Origin of the sequence: Pseudomonas poae RE*1-1-14 (genome assembly GCF_000336465.1) — a bacterium.
GTDB classification, from domain to species: Bacteria; Pseudomonadota; Gammaproteobacteria; order Pseudomonadales; family Pseudomonadaceae; genus Aquipseudomonas; species Aquipseudomonas poae.
The window spans coordinates 539502-555151 of record NC_020209.1 but is presented as its reverse complement, the minus strand read 5'-3'; the positions used below and the strand labels follow the sequence as shown (position 1 = coordinate 555151).

At 62.7% G+C, this 15650-nt stretch carries 8 protein-coding genes; 4 read left to right on the top strand and 4 right to left on the bottom strand.

Translation table 11 applies throughout. The features are described from left to right. Positions 1-20 precede the first annotated feature (20 nt). Positions 21-5612 carry a dermonecrotic toxin domain-containing protein gene (locus H045_RS02495; RefSeq protein WP_015371341.1) on the top strand — a complete coding sequence of 1864 codons (5592 nt, stop codon included), beginning with the start codon at positions 21-23 and terminating at the stop codon, positions 5610-5612. A gap of 83 nt (positions 5613-5695) precedes the next feature. Beyond that, on the top strand, positions 5696-6613 hold the full coding sequence (gene metR, locus H045_RS02490) for a transcriptional regulator MetR (protein ID WP_003231476.1): 918 nt from the start codon (positions 5696-5698) through the stop codon (positions 6611-6613). A 21-nt stretch (positions 6614-6634) separates the two neighbouring features. Here metR and H045_RS02485 read toward each other — a convergent pair whose 3' ends face one another. From H045_RS02485 to nosR, 3 genes are all read right to left on the bottom strand, one after another. Then, the gene (locus H045_RS02485) at positions 6635-7141 is read right to left on the bottom strand and encodes a GNAT family N-acetyltransferase (protein WP_015371340.1); all 507 of its coding nucleotides are present in this window, start codon (positions 7139-7141) and stop codon (positions 6635-6637) included. Then, positions 7138-7545: an NUDIX hydrolase gene (locus H045_RS02480; RefSeq protein ID WP_015371339.1), complete on the bottom strand. Its 408-nt coding sequence runs from the start codon at positions 7543-7545 to the stop codon at positions 7138-7140. The genes H045_RS02485 and H045_RS02480 overlap by 4 nt, the downstream gene beginning before the upstream one ends. Positions 7546-7839: 294 nt before the next feature. Continuing rightward, the gene (gene nosR, locus H045_RS02475; protein ID WP_003231482.1) at positions 7840-9171 is read right to left on the bottom strand and encodes a response regulator c-di-GMP phosphodiesterase, NosR family; all 1332 of its coding nucleotides are present in this window, start codon (positions 9169-9171) and stop codon (positions 7840-7842) included. 246 nt (positions 9172-9417) lie between these two features. Between nosR and H045_RS02470 the strand changes: the two genes are divergently transcribed. After that, positions 9418-10542 (top strand): OpgC domain-containing protein, encoded by a 1125-nt coding sequence (locus H045_RS02470; protein ID WP_015371338.1) that lies wholly within the window; start codon positions 9418-9420, stop codon positions 10540-10542. 43 nt (positions 10543-10585) lie between these two features. Here the strand turns inward: H045_RS02470 and H045_RS02465 are convergent, their stop codons facing one another. Beyond that, positions 10586-11998 carry an amino acid permease gene (locus H045_RS02465; RefSeq protein ID WP_015371337.1) on the bottom strand — a complete coding sequence of 471 codons (1413 nt, stop codon included), beginning with the start codon at positions 11996-11998 and terminating at the stop codon, positions 10586-10588. Between the two features lie 540 nt (positions 11999-12538). Between H045_RS02465 and H045_RS02460 the strand changes: the two genes are divergently transcribed. Next, a complete protein-coding gene (locus tag H045_RS02460; protein WP_015371336.1) occupies positions 12539-15610 on the top strand; it encodes a transglycosylase domain-containing protein in 3072 nt (1023 codons plus the stop codon). The last annotated feature ends 40 nt before the right edge of the window (positions 15611-15650 follow it).

Here is a 15650-nt window from a genome sequence, read left to right as displayed (position 1 = left end):
TGCCGACGAGGCCATTGATCATGCCCCACGAACATCCCCCAACCACCCCGGCAATACGCCTGGACGATTTCAACTTCACCACCCGACTGGGACGCCTGTGGGTTGACGAAAGCCTGCTGCTTTCAGCCCTGCAACGATGGACAGACTGCCGTCAGGCGATGCTCGATCTCATGCGCGACATCCCCTCCCCCCAGAGTCTTGTGGCGCAACTGATCCTCGAAAAACTGGACCTCGACGGCAACACGGTCGGCCTGCGCAGCACGGATAAACCCTTCATCAACGTGAACAAAGCGCTTGCCCTGATGCAACAGCGCCCCGAAGTGCCGGACTCGATTGACCAGGACTTCATTGTGGTGGGCCTGCGCAGCCAGCATCCCTTGTTCGATCTGACGGCGGGCGAAATGCTTGAGCGCCTGGACTCGCTGGACCTGCAGGGCTTTATCAGCCAGGCCTGGAAACGCTACTGGGATGACCGCGCGCCGCACACGCCCGTGTCGCGCCGCACGCGCGCCAACCAGTTGTATAAAGGCCACTTCGAAGCCGCCGCCCAAGTGGCATTCGCCCTCGCCCAACTGAGCACCGAGCAACTCAAACCAGCGCTGGCGAAACTGGCCTTGCCGGAGAATTCCGACAGGGCCGTCTATGCAGAACGAATGAGTTTCAAGTGGACAGACGAGCACACCGTCCCCTGGCACGCCGCACTGGTGCTGACCATCGACACCGTCCCCCTCACCGCTCAGTTGCTTTACACGCCCTTCCGGCAACCCGTGTTCCAGATATTCAAGGAACGTAACGCGCTGGAAAGCTGGCTGCTGGGCGAACAGGGCCAACTGATTGCATCGAACCGCCAAAGCCTGGCGTCGGAAATCGACTATGAACTGATCGACAACCCCTTTACCGATGCAATGGATGCCTGGCTCGCCGATGCCGAGTCCCGCCTGCTGGCTGCGCTGAAACAAACCAGCGGCGCGGACTTCGCCACACGGGGCATGAATGCGTTGCAGGCTATCGATTCGCTTTACCAAAAGCTGAGCGGCAATGGACTATTTCCGGCGCCGCCTGACGCGCCGCTCACGACCGACGACCCCGACATCGCGCCCACACCCTTCGGTTTACTCAGCGCCGACCTGCCGCTGGCGACCCGCCTGGCCACGCTCAAGCAGCAGCGTGAGGCCCTGGAGGCGCTGATGGAGCCTGGACAGGCCGACCCACTGCACACACTCAAACCCCACCTCGATGACTTGACCGCAGCCCAACAATCGGCCGACAGCGCACTGACCACACTGCTGGAAAACAAGACAGGCTTGCAGTTGCAGGCCCTGCAAAAAACCGCCTCACGCGCCAAAAGCGACCTCTACGCCGCCCGCGTCAAAGGCTTGCGCGCAGAAGGCGAAATCCAACGGTTGCTCAAGCAGATCAGCAACGACGAATACCTGCGGTTGCAGGCCGTTCTGAACCATCCCAATCGCCAGAATCGCGCGTTGCCAGTGGCCGCTTGCCGCTTGCTCGTGAGCAGGCGCAGCACCAACGGTGAACATGGCCAGACCGTGGTGCAAAGCCAGGAGCTGCAAGGCCCGCTGGCGATCATCAATGCGGCGGACCTGCAAGACCCGCCAAGCGATGACGGCGTGCTGCTGTGGTGGCCAGGCCGCTCGGGCGGGCTGCAACGCTTCGCCTCGCGAGAGGCACTGCACACCGGGCTGTTCAACATCCAGGCGGATGATGCCGAGCTGAGCCTGCAACTGGCCGAGGTGCCGCAGGAAGCGCTCGATTACGGTCTGCAGTCGCAGATACAACAGTGCTCACAAAAGGCCGCGTTGTTGATGGAAAGCCACGCTGACCCGGTCGTGCTGAACGAACGCGCGGCCGAGCTGCGCGCACTGCCGGAACAATGCCGGCTCGAATGGCAGGTGCACCGCCATGCCGCACGGGACCTCGCCTGCGCGCAACTGGCTGAGCAACAGCGCAGCGTCACGCGCGCCGAACAGCAGCCGCAATGGGTCAGTGAACTGTCCGACGCGCAGACCGCCGAACTCAAGCCGATGATCACGGCCAGCGTGGACGCATTGCGTCGATCGCAGGTACTGGTGCAACGCGACCTTCCGTCTGCCCGCCGCTTCAGCCAGGGTCAGATCGAGCAGCGTCTGCGCCAGGATTTCTCGCTGCGCAAGCGCTTCACCCTCACGCTTGACCTCCCGGTAACGGTCGAAAAGCAAACGCTGCTGGGTTCAGGCGCTGCCGGCTCGTTTTCACCGCGCACCGTGAACAAAGCCAGCGCCGCACGCAGCACGCTCACGTTGCACGAACTGGCCCTGTTCACCGTTGAGGACACCCTCAAGGACCGTCTGGAGTTCATGAAAGTCCAGGTGATCGGCGACGACGAAACCGAGCGCCAGCGACTGCTCACCGGCATTACCGCGCCCTACGTCAAAAGGATCATCAGGGAACTGGACGTCGCGCAAAAATATGAAGACCTGATCACCCTCACGTTCCTGGGCAAGCCTGCGGCGACCACCTTCAGCGACGCCTACCAGCAGGAAACCCTGCTGGAAAACTGGCGCTTGCTGCTGCAACTGCAACGCAGCATTGCCAAGGTACGCGGGCACCTCAAGGACGACGCGCTGCAGATACTCGACATCGCCATCGATGCCAGCACTGAACAGGCCTGGCGCCAGGGCAACCGCCGAATCGTCCTCAAGCCGGCACACCTGACGGCCGGGGGCAGCGACACGCAAGACTTCAGTTCAACGCTGCTGGGCATAACCTTTATTCAGGAATTGAACAGCGGGGTGACTCTGCTGTACTTGCCCGACCGCCTCGACGGTCAGTTTTTCTACCGTTTCGACACCCTGGAAGCGGCTCGAAAAGCCCTGTTCAATTGGTGCTTTCGCGAAGAGATGCACCAATACCTGGCCGGCCGCGCACTGGGTGGTACAACCGAGCGACACGCCTACCGCATCAAGCAGGCCTTGCTCAAGCACTACGACGCCATTATCGGTGTGGGCGTCGCCTGGCCAGCCTCGACCTCTCTCGCGAAAAACTTGCTCAATGCCCATATGGGCCAGGTGCTGGACGCTCATCGCAACACGTCACGCTCCAACAGCGCACAGCGCCTGCGCGAATCGGCGAGCAAAGGTGCGCAGGCCATGTACTTCATCAAACTGGCGATGGGATTCGTGCCGTTTATCGGCACGGCTGTCGGCCTGTATGACGCGTGGGTGCAAGCGAACATGGCCGTTGCCGCGTTCCTGCGCGGCGATGTGCAGAGCGGAGTCGACGCCCTGGCGTCCAGTCTGCACGCGCTGATCAACGCCGGCGTCGACCTGGCCACCGGGATTGGCATCTCTGCCAACGCGACCCGCCCCAGGGTTCGCCTGCAGCAGCTGGAGCGGCTCGGCCGCAGCGCGGCTGCTCTATCGCCGCCGTCGTTGCGCAAGTCGTCAGCCATCGTCGAACGCTTCGCCGGGTACGAGTACGAACAACCGATTTCCCTGCATGGCCTGCAACCTCACAGCGAAGGGATCTACCGCAACGTCTACCGACACGCACAAGGGGACTTCATGCTCAGTCAGGGCCGTGTGTTCGAGGTCGAGCTGGACCACAACCTGCACACGTTGCGCTTGAAAGGGACGCGCACCAAAACCTACAAACAGCCCATCGTGCTTGACGAGGCCGGCGACTGGAATACCCACGGCGCGGTATACGGCACTCTGGTCAACGGTGGGCTCGCCGGCGGCGGCGGCGTGCTCGGGCATCTGGCAGACCGCCTCGATCCCGTCTGGCCTCTGGCGATCCGTGAACGCTTGCCCCGCTGGTGGACCGATCGCGCATGGCGCCAGCAACTGCGCCTGCACGATGAAGCCATGGCCCTCGGTCAGCGCGTCAGTCACCAGCTCACGCGAACAAAACGCCTGGAACTGCTCTACCTGAACGCCCAGGCTCCGGCCAAATCAACTGCGCTGACGGACTTGCGCCAGGCCCTGCGAGAATCCATCGAGCTTGCCCTGCAGCACGACCGCACACTGGCGCAACTGCCTCGCCCGGTCAGCCGTGAGGCCATCACCTTTCGTCAAGGCGTGCGCCGCGCGAATGCTGCCAGCATCGTCAGAAACAACATTGAGCTTGCCAACTATGCAAGACGGCAGATGCAGCCTCAGATCGAACAGTTCGCCGCGCTGAGCATTGAACGAATCCAGGCAAGCGACCTGATCAATCACGCCGTGCGACGTAAAGCCCTGAGCCTCAAGATTCGCGAAACGCTCGATGAAGTGGAACAGTGCGCACAGACGGCCAACACCTGGCATCAGAAAATCCTCCACGAACGGGACTTCACGTTCACCGAGACCGATCCCGGCGTCCTGAGTGCCTACAAGGCCCTGGACACCGACCTCACTGAGCTCAATACCCAGTTCGGCACCGATTATCGTCGTCACCTCACACTCAGTTTCAGTCTGGAGAGTTTCAATCGCTACGACGGCATCAGTGAGGTGTCGTGGTTCTATCTGTTCCAGCAAACCCTCAAGAGCCATGTCAATATTTCCCGCGCGCTCACCCTTCACTTCCTGCTGAACCGTTCTCCCGCCACTCGCGCTCAACGCCTGGCCATACTGGAGGCCTGCATTCAGGACTACCAGAGCTTCAGTCGCGATCTGACAACCTGGAACCTCGGTTACCCGCAGCATTTCGATCAGCCTCGTCTGGCCACACTGCTCGATGACGTGGAAAAAATGCTCGAGCTGGCGCGCAACGATATGGGTATCAAGCCCAGCGCTGCCCGAGACCCCAAACTCAAAGTCTTTACCACCGAAGAAAACCGATTGCTGGTGGGCACCGAAACGATCAACCCGCAGACCAGTGCCCGCCAATATATCGTCGAGGCACCCGCAGGCCCGGTTGAAACCTGGCAACTCGATGCACACTCCAATCGCGCCCGCCTTGCCGCCCCCGAGCAACCGACGCCGCCCCCCGAAGTCAGCCTTGCGCGCTCGACGCTGGTCAGTGAAGCCCAGACCCGGCTCGGTGCTGTGGACAACTACCAGAGCAAGGTGCAGAGCTATGCGCAGCAGAATATGAGCCCCGTGAACCTGGAACACATGCTGGTCAGCGAAGCCGCCGAGTTGAACGTGCGCGCCAATCGCATCGAGCGTGTGGCCCCTGATGAAGCCGTCATCGGCCAACTGCGCAGCAAGGCCGATGAGTTGACCGTGGCCGGCCGACAACTGCGCGTCCAACAGTCGATGAGCAGCAAACAGCCGACCGGTGGTTTCCTCGATTACCTGCTTTCGCCCCACAAGGATGATCGACCAGCGATCCGCCTGAGCAAACTGGGAGAGCGTGCCGTCAACGGGAAGCGCCAGGACGGTCGCAGCGATTTTTTCCAGGAGTACGCCGTACACGACCTGACCCAGCCCGGTGAACCGGTGCTGTGGTATGTCCATGCACATTACGACTCAGCCAAAGCGCCGTTCGACAGCGTGGTCAAAGCGCATTTGAAACTGCCGGAACAACGACGCCTGGGGCTGGAATGGCAAAAACAACAGCCCGGCCACACGCCGATCTGGCGCGGCGACATCAGCCGCGCACTGTTTCTCGAACATTTCAAAAACCTGTAAGCATGGCGCGGTCGACACCCATGAGAACATGAGACAAACTCACGCGATCTGATCGTGTCTCAAATTGTTTTCATGGAGAGCCCGTGCTCGAAATCCGTCATCTCAAGACCCTGCACGCCCTGCGTGAAGCCGACAGCCTGGTGGAAGCCGCCGAACGCCTGCACCTGACGCAATCGGCGCTGTCGCACCAGTTCAAGGAGTTGGAAGAGCGCCTGGGCATGCAGCTTTTTGTGCGCAAGACCAAGCCGCTGCGCTTCACCAGCGCCGGCCTGCGCCTGCTGCAATTGGCCGACGCCACCCTGCCGCTGTTGCGCGGCGCCGAACGCGATATCGCACGGTTGGCCGGTGGCACCGCCGGGCGCTTGCACATGGCCATCGAGTGCCACAGCTGTTTTCAGTGGCTGATGCCGACCATTGACCAATTCCGCGATGCATGGCCGGAAGTCGAGCTGGACCTGGCCTCGGGCTTTGCCTTCGCACCGCTGCCGGCGCTGGCCCGCGGTGACCTGGACCTGGTGGTGACGTCCGACCCGCTGGAGCTGCCGGGCATCACCTATGTGCCGCTGTTCACCTACGAAGCCATGCTGGCAGTGGCCAACCAGCACGCGTTGGCCGGCAAGTCGTACATCGTGCCCGACGACCTGCTCAGCGAAACCCTGATCACCTACCCGGTGGAGCGCGACCGGCTGGACATCTTCACGCGCTTTCTGGAACCCGCCGATGTAGAGCCTGCGCAAGTGCGCACCTCGGAGCTGACGGTGATGATGATGCAACTGGTCGCCAGCGGCCGTGGCGTATGCGGCATGCCCCATTGGGCACTGCATGAGTACAGCTCGCGCGGCTACGTGAAGGCCAAGCGCCTGGGCGAGAAAGGCCTGTTTGCCACGCTGTATGCGGGGGTGCGCACCGACATGCTGGACGCGCCGTATATGCGCGATTTTCTGCTGACGGCCAAGGACACGTCGTTTTCAACATTGGATGGCGTGAGCGCCGTGCGCTGAACCATCACATCGGCCACTGCCTCAGTCGGACTCGAGTTCGCGCCACATGTGGACCTTGTCGAAATACTCCACACCCACCCGCACCGCCAGCGGCTCCAGGCCGTACTGGATAAAGCCGCAGCGCTGGTATAACGCAAACGCTGCGTCATTGCCGGCGGTGACGGTCAGCTGGATCACCTTGAGACGCGGGTGCCGGCGCGCTTCGGCCAGCGCCGCCTCCACCAACTGACGGCCCAGGCCCTGCTGCTGATACGCCTCGGTGACGTACATGCCAAACAGGGTCGCCTTGTGCCGCGCCTTCTCCCGGGGCTCGAACGCCAGGCCGACGATGCCCGCGAGCGTGTCCCCGGCAAACGCGCCGAGCAGCCGATCCAGCGGGTTGTCGAGGCGTTTTTGCCACCAGCTCAGGGGCATCGCCGCACGCTCGGCAACACTGGAGGTAAATGCCTGGGGATAAGCGTCATACGCCTGCAGCATCAACGTGCGATAGGTCTCGGCGTCATGGGCCTGCAGCGGGCGCAGGATCATGCGGGACGCGCGGCGCGATAAAACGGCAGAATCAGGTCTCGGGTCAATGGCGCCAACTGCAGGCCACCATCGCCAGCCGGATCGATCCAGCGGATTTCCTCGATTTCCGCAGCGGGCGTTACGGCCACATCGATGTTTACTTGGAACAGCTCGGCCTCAACGGTGAAGCCCGGCTCGTTGGCGGCGGGTGCCGAGAAGTGACCAAGGTAGACGGCGGCGTCGGGATCGATGCGCAGGTTCAATTCTTCAAGCAGCTCCCGCGCCAGGGCCTGTGCGGGTTGTTCACCCGCGTCGATCTTGCCGCCCGGTTGCATGAAGGCCTGGGTGCCACGCTTGCGCACCAGCAGGGTCTGGCCGTCACTGCCGATCAGCAGGGCGGCGGCAATGCGAATGGTTGAGGTCATGGACAAGCTGCCTTGAATGCAAAGGCGCAAGGATCACATGGTCCAAGGCTTTATCGCAAATTCAGGGGGGCTTTCTGCCTGAGCGGGCTTGCCCCAATGCTGTTCAGTTAGGCGCAGATTCCCTGTGGCGAGCAGGCTTGCCCTGCGTTGGGCTGCGCAGCAGCCCCAAAACCAGGCGCTGAGCCGTATCAGGTACACCGCGTTTTGCTGGATTGGGGGCGCTTCGCACCCCAACGCGGGGCAAGCCCGCTCGCCACAATAAGCCCACACATTTTCCTTACCGGCCGCATTTCCTCAATCGGGCTCAGCCTTGATGAATACGCTGTACCGCGCACCCTCCATCGTCTCGAACGCAATCAACTTGTCCACCAACGGCAAATTGAGCGACTTGCCCGCATTGAGCAGCAACATGCCGTTGTCCGCATTGAGGTTGCGTGCCAGCACCATGCCCTCTTCCAGCTCGCGGGTGCCCAGCACCCTGACGCCGGGATCGCCCAGGGTCACGTCATTGAGGTAGGTGGCGCAGACCCGCACGAAGTCTTCCACCAGGTTCGGATCGTAGAGCCGCCCGGCGTATTTGCGGATGTACAGCAACGCTTCGTCACTGTTCATCTGGCGTTCCAGGATCAGGCCCTTTTGCAGTTCGATAAAGTCCACCGCCAGCTTGAGCAGGCGCGAACCTGCAGGGATCGCATCGCCCTTGAGGTGGTCGGGAAAGCCGCTGCCGTCCCAGCGTTCCTGATGATGGCGGATCAACCGCGCCGCATCTTTCATCGGCTCCAGGGTCATCAGCAGCGACTCGCTCTGGCCGGGATAGGCCCGATAGCGTTCGCGGTCGCTGCCGTGCAGCAGGTCCGAGGGCGCGGCGGTCATGCTGTCGCTCCAACTCAGCTTGCCGATGTTGTAGAGCGCGGCGGCCATGGTCAGGTCGCGGTTGCTGGCGCTGTCAACGCCGTGGGACACGCACCAGGTGCGCACCAGTTCGATGATCTGCCGGTTGGTCTGCTTGGCGCGCGGCAGGCGCAGGTTGGCCAGCAGCGAAAACACCTCGGTGCCGGTGGCGTAGCTGTGCTTGAGTTCTTCGTAGGCCAGGTCGAGCATGTCGGCGGTTTGCTGCAACTCACTGGTGCGCGCCGCCACGCGTTTTTCCAGGGAGGCGTTGAGCTGTTTGAGTTCGTCGTTCTGCTGCTGGATCAACTGCTCCAGGCGCGCGCGTTCACGCTCGGAATGCTGGTGGGCCAGGGATTGGCGCAGGGCCAGCAGCAGCTCTTCATCCTTCCAGGGTTTACTCAGGTAGCGGTAGATCTCGCCTTCGTTGATGGCTTTGACGATCAGGGTCAGGTCGGTTTCGCCGGTCAACAGGATACGCACGGTGTGCGGGTACGCCTGGTGGATATGCGCCAGCAATGAGGCGCCGTCCATGTCCGGCAGGCGCGCGGCGCTCATGACCAGGTCGACGGGATGGCGAGCGAGAATGGCCAGCGCCTCGACGGCACAGGTCGCGCTGTGCAGCAAAAACGGCTCAAGGCGCAGCAACTGCGTGAGGCGTTGCAGCACGTCGGGATGGGCATCGATCAACAGCACCACCGGGCGCTCGGCATCGGTGAACGTAACGGACTCTCCCATGGAATACCTCGGATCGTCGGTGTGCGCTCCTTACGGTCTGGGCAACTGCCTCCTGGCGGATATCAAGAGTTTAGTTGGGTTTTCCTGAAGCGAATCCAGCGAGGCGAAGCGCCTGAGACATTCAGTAATATCCAGACTTTGCAATTGCTTACAAATACCGCCAACCTGCGCCCGCCCGACGCACGGCGTGCACCACCCTGCCGCGCGCCTGCCCCTACAAACCATTTGTTCATAGAGCCCGCTGCCATGCTGAACGGACGCGACCCGCGCATCGATTTTTTTCGGGGCCTGGCGTTGATCTTCATTTTCTGGGATCACGTCCCCCACAATCCCCTCGGTCAAATCACCTTGCGCAACCTCGGCTTCAGCGACGCCGCCGAAGTGTTCGTGTTCCTTGCCGGCTATGCCTCGGTGCTGGCATACGGCAAGGTGCTGCAGCGCGAAGGTTACTGGATGGCTGCGTTGAAAATCCTGCGGCGCACCTGGGTGCTCTACGTGGTGCATATCTTTTTGCTGGCGATGCTGATGGGCATCGTGTTTTTTGCCAACAGCCATGTGGAAACCCGCGATCTGGTGGCGGAGATGGGCCTGACGCATTTCGTCACCCACCCGCAACAGGCGCTCACCGATGAATTGCTGCTGCGCTTCAAGCCCAACCTGATGGACCCGTTGCCGCTGTATATCGTGCTGCTGGCAGGCCTGTCGCTGGTGCTGCCGTTGTTGCTGCGCTACACCGGAGCGGTGGTCGCGGTGTCATTGACGGTGTACCTGTTGGCGCCCCACCTGGGCTGGAACCTGCGCGCGATCGCCGACGGCGTGTGGTACTTCAACCCGGTCACCTGGCAGTTGCTGTTTGTATTGGGCGGTGCCGCAGCGATTCATGCCAGCCGGCCGCGTCCAGTGCAAACCCGGACGCTGGCCAGACAACCGTTGTTCGTGTTGGCGGCGTTTTACACACTGGTCGCGGCGGTGATCACGCTCGCCTGGCGCTGGCCTGACCTCCATGATGCGTTGATGCCGGCGGCCCTCAGCGAACGGCTGTACCCGCTGAGCAAGACCGACCTTTCACCGGCGCGCCTGCTGCACTTCCTGGCACTTGCCTATGTCACCGCCAAACTGTTGCCGGGGGAGGCCTGGACGCATAACTGGCTGGCACAGCAGACCTGTCGCATGGGCCGGTATTCGCTGGAGGTGTTCTGCCTCGGCGTGCTGCTGGCGCCGTTGGCCGATATGGTCAATGCGCTGGCCGGCGATGCCGTGCACGTGCAGATTGGCAGCGCCCTGGCGGGGGCCGCCTTGATGGGCGCGCTCGCCGCCTGGCTGGAATTCAACAAGCGTTTGAGCCAGAGGCCCCAGTCGGTTCCCGCCTAACAAAAAAGCCCCGATCACGGGGCTTTTTGTTGTGCAAGGGTCGTCAGATGGCCGAGCGCATCGCCCTGCTGGTCGGTTGCAGCTTGAACACATAGAACAACACAGTCAGCACCACGAGAAATGCCGGGCCCACGTACAGTGCGATGCGCGTGTCCGGGAAGTACGCCATCAGGCCCACCACCAGCACCAGAAACGCCAGCGCCAGGTACGAGCTGAGCGGAAACAGCCACATGCGGTACTGGAGGCCGTCGCGCTCGGCAGGGCTCAGGCCCCGGCGAAACCTGAGCTGCGCCAGCAGAATCATCACCCAGGTCCAGATCGCGCCGAACGTGGCGATGGACGTCACCCACACAAACACTTTTTCCGGTACCAGGTAGTTGAGCAGCACGCCCAGCAGCAGCGCGCCAATCGACAACAGCAGCGCCTTGCGCGGCACGCCGTTGCTGGACGTGCTGGCAAAAGCCGCCGGGGCCTGGCCGTTCTGCGCCAGGCTGTAGAGCATGCGCCCGGTACTGAAAATGCCGCCGTTGCACGACGACAGCGCGGCGGTGATCACCACGAAGTTGATGATCCCGGCGGCGGTCTTGATGCCAAGACGCTCGAACGTCATCACGAACGGGCTGCCCTGGGTGCCGATTTCATTCCACGGGTAGATCGACAGGATCACGAACAGCGCGCCGACGTAAAACAGCAGAATGCGCCAGAACACCGAGCCGATGGCATTGGGGATGGTCTTTTGCGGGTTCTTCGCTTCACCGGCGGTAAGGCCGATCATCTCTACGCCCAGGTAGGCGAACATCACCATCTGCAACGACATCAACACGCCCTGCACGCCGTTGGGCAGGAAGCCGCCGTGGGCCCACAGGTTGGAGATCCCCAGCGCCACACCGTCATTGCCAAAGCCGAAGGCGATGATGCCGACGCCGCCGATCACCATGGCAATGATGGTGACGATCTTGATCAGCGCGAACCAGAACTCGAACTCGCCGAACGCCTTGACCGCGATCAGGTTGATGGTGCCCATGCTCACCAGCGCCGCCAGCGTCCAGATCCAGCGTGGCACGTCGGGAAACCACACGCCCATGTACACCGCCACCGCCGTGATCTCCGCCACGCAGGTCACCAGCCACAAAAACCAGTAGTTCCAGCCGGTGAGAAAACCCGCCAGCGGGCCGAGGTAGTCCTGGGCATACCGGCTGAACGAACCGGCGACGGGGTTGTGCACCGCCATTTCGCCAAGTGCGCGCATGATCACCAGGATCGCCAGGCCGCCGATGATGTAGGCCAGCATGATCGCCGGGCCGGCCATTTCGATGGCCTTGGCCGAGCCGAGAAACAGGCCGACACCGATGCAGGCACCGAGGGCCATCAGGCGAATGTGCCGTTCGCCCAGTTCACGTTTGAGCGGGCCGTCCGGGACGGTCTCGCCAGGGGGCAGGGGGTTGCCGACAGGCATAAAGGTACAACCTCATTTTGTTATTGGATTGAGCCAACGGGCGTTACACCGCAACACCGATGGGGGATGCAGTATAAAAACCCGAACGAAGGAATTTTCACTCTATAAGCGACAGAATTCAGCGATAAATCCGGATAAAAAAGCATTCTACGAGACAGAGTTACCTGTTTCAAAGCCTGAACCCTGTGCTCATGCCTTTTCGACCCGGCACGATGGCAAGCCCTGATGCCGTTCAGTCAAGGAAAATGTGTGGGCTTATTGTGGCGAGCGGGCTTGCCCCGCGTTGGGGTGCGAAGCGCCCTCAATCCAGCAAAACGCGGTGTACCTGATACGGCTCTGCGCCTGGTTTTAGGGCTGCTGCGCAGCCCAACGCAGGACAAGCCTGCTCGCCACAGGGAATCTGCGCTTGACTGAACGGCATTGGGGCAAGCCCGCCCGCCACAGAAGCAGGGCCTGCCAAAGAGTAATTTTTCACACCGCGCCACCAGCGACTACGCTTCATCCAAGTCCGATCAATCTGAGGGAATGGATCAATCGACCATGGGCGCGTTATGGCAAACCGATTCGAAAAAAGCTGCGGTACTCGACGACAGCACGGATCAGCCGCCATTGCCGAAAGGCCATCGTTCGCGCAAGCGATGGTGGTGGCTGGTGTTGTTGGCCGCACTGCTGGCAGTGTCTTGGGCCGCCGTCAGGGAGATGCACAGCTCGCGTCTGCAAGCGGCACACTTGAGCCCGTTCGCCGCCTCACTGAGCTATCGCGTGGAGCCCGGTGCCAGCGACGCGATGGTGTACCCCGGCGCCGGTCCGTTTGATCAGCGCCTGGGTTACAGCGCCCTCGACGAATTCCTGCCGCGCCTGCTCAAGCGCAACTACCTGATCGAGGCCCAGGCGCGTTTCTCGACGGCGTTGATGACGTATGCCCAACGTGGCTTTTATGTGCCCTACGCCGAGAAAGCACAGGCCGGCCTGAGCCTCACCGACTGCCGCGCGGCGCCGCTGTACAGCTTCAGCTACCCACAACAGTTGTATGAACGCTTTGGCGCGATCCCGCCGTTGATGGTGCACAGCCTGCTGTTTATCGAAGACCGCGACCTGCTCGACCCCGCACATCCCACCGCCAACCCGGCGGTGGACTGGCCGCGCTTTGCCAGGGCGGCCTGGTCACAGGTCGCCAGGCTGCTGCACCTGCCCGGGCAAACGGCCGGCGGCAGCACCCTCGCCACCCAGCTGGAAAAGTATCGCCACTCGCCCGACGGCCTCACCGCATCGGGCAGCGAGAAACTGCGCCAGATGCTGTCCGCCAGCGTCAGGGCCTACCAACCGGGGGCCGATACCCTGGGCAGCCGCCAGAACATCGTGCGCGACTACCTCAACACCGTGCCGCTCTCGGCCGTGCCGGGGCACGGTGAGGTGCACGGCATGGCGGAAGGATTGCGCGTGTGGTTCGGCGCCGATTTCAACCAAGTCAATGCGCTGCTGGCCGACGATGCGCCTCAAGACCTCGCGCCAAAAGGCGTGGCCCTGCGCCAGGTGCTGTCGCTGATGATTGCCCAACGGCGCCCGTCGTACTACCTGAACAAGGGCCGTGACGAACTGGCGCACTTGACCGACAGCCACCTGCGCCTGTTGGCACAGAGCCAGGTGATCGACCCGGCGCTGGCCGACGCCGCACTCGCAGGCGCTGTCACCTACCGCGACTGGCAACAGCAACCAACGCTGCAGCCAGTGGAAACCAACAAGGCCATCACCGTCGCGCGCAGCCGCCTGGCCAGTCTGCTCGACCGCCCGCTGTATGACCTGGACCGCCTCGACCTGGCCGCCACCAGCACCCTGCAATATGACCTGCAAACCCGGACCACCGACTACCTCAAGCGGCTGGCAGACCCGGCCTTCGCCGGGCAAATCGGCCTGCTCGGCCCGCGCCTGCTCACGGCCCAAAGCACGCCCCAGGTGCGCTACAGCTTTACCCTGTTCGAACTGACCCCAGGTGGCGCGCGCGTGCGCGTGCAGACCGACAACACCGACCAGCCCTTCGACATCAACCAGAGCAGCAAGCTGGAGCTGGGCTCCACCGCCAAGCTGCGGGTGCTGACCACCTACCTGCAGATCATCAGCCAATTGCACGAGCGCTATGCCGCACAACCGGCCGCGACGCTGAAAAAAGTCGCGGCCGCCGAACAGGATGTGTTGTCGCGCTGGGCCCTGGATTATCTGATACGCAACCCCGACCGCACGCTGTCGAAGATGCTCGACGCCGCGCTCGACCGCACCTATTCGGCCAACCCCGGCGAAGCGTTCTTCACTGGCGGCGGCCTGCACCGCTTTCACAATTTTCGCAGCGAAGACAACGGCCGCAACCCGACCCTGCGCGACGCTCTGCGCGAGTCGATCAACCTGCCGTTCATTCGCCTGATGCGCGACCTGGTGCGCTACACCACCTACGCCGGCGCCGACAACAGTGCGCGCCTGCTCAAGGACGACAGCGACCCGCGCCGCCAGGAATACCTGGCCCGCTTTGCCGACCGCGAAGGCAGCGCGTTCCTGCTCAAGTTCTGGAAAAAATACCGCAACAAGGATACCCAGGCGCGCCTCGACACCTTCATGGACAGCCTGCACCCCACCGCCATCCGCCTGGCCGCCGTGCACCGCTACCTGCTGCCCCGGGCCAGTCAGAGCAGCTTCAACAGCTTTGTGCGCGCGCACCTCAAAACCGGCGGCACCCTCAGCGACCAACGCCTGGCCAAGCTTTACCAGAGCTACGGCCCCGGCGCTTACGACCTGCCCGACCAGGGCTACATCGCCAAGGTGCACCCATTGGACCTGTGGCTGCTCGGTTACCTGCTCAACCACCCGGACGCAACCTTCAACGACGCGGTCAAGGCCAGCGAATTCGAGCGCCAGGAAGTTTACAGCTGGCTGTTCAAAAGCCGTCACCAGAGCGCCCGCGACAGCCGTATCCGCACCATGCTCGAGATCGAAGCCTTCCTGGAGATTCACCAGCGCTGGCAAGCCGTGGGCTACCCGTTCGATCATCTGGTGCCGTCGCTGGCCACCGCCATCGGCAGTTCCGGCGACCGCCCCGCCGCCCTCGCCGACCTGATGGGTATCATCCTCAACGACGGCATGCGCCTGCCGGTGGTGCGTATCGACAGCCTGACCTTTGCCGCCGACACCCCGTACGAAACACACCTGGTCAGCGACCCGAACCGCGCCCGGCGGGTACTGCCCAGTGAAGTCGCCACCGCCTTGCGCGGCGCGCTGTCGCAAGTGGTGGACGCCGGCACCGCCAAACGCGTGGCGGGCAGTTTCACATTGGCGGACGGCACGCCGCTGTCGATGGGCGGCAAGACCGGCACCGGCGATAACCGCCTCCAGGCCACGGGCTCGGGCGGGCGCCTGATCAGCTCCAAAGCCATCAACCGTACGGCGACGTTCGTGTTCTACATCGGCGAACACCACTTCGGCACGCTCACCGCCTTCGTGCCGGGCGCCTCGGCCGAGCGCTTCACCTTCACCTCGGCCTTGCCGGTGCAGGTGCTAAAAGGCATGGCACCGATCCTCACGCCGTACTTGCAACCCGGCGCGAACACGCTGTGTGCGGCGCGCTGAAAAAGGGTGGCATCCGGGTAGTGTTCAGCGCTGAATTATT

Coding starts and splice junctions, on each gene's coding strand:
- H045_RS02460 (WP_015371336.1), top strand. CDS start 12,539: ATGGGCGCGTTATGGCAAACCGATTCGAAAAAAGCTGCGGTACTCGAC.
- H045_RS02470 (WP_015371338.1), top strand. CDS start 9,418: ATGCTGAACGGACGCGACCCGCGCATCGATTTTTTTCGGGGCCTGGCG.
- H045_RS02495 (WP_015371341.1), top strand. CDS start 21: ATGCCCCACGAACATCCCCCAACCACCCCGGCAATACGCCTGGACGAT.
- nosR (WP_003231482.1), bottom strand. CDS start 9,171: ATGGGAGAGTCCGTTACGTTCACCGATGCCGAGCGCCCGGTGGTGCTG.
- H045_RS02480 (WP_015371339.1), bottom strand. CDS start 7,545: ATGACCTCAACCATTCGCATTGCCGCCGCCCTGCTGATCGGCAGTGAC.
- H045_RS02465 (WP_015371337.1), bottom strand. CDS start 11,998: ATGCCTGTCGGCAACCCCCTGCCCCCTGGCGAGACCGTCCCGGACGGC.
- H045_RS02485 (WP_015371340.1), bottom strand. CDS start 7,141: ATGATCCTGCGCCCGCTGCAGGCCCATGACGCCGAGACCTATCGCACG.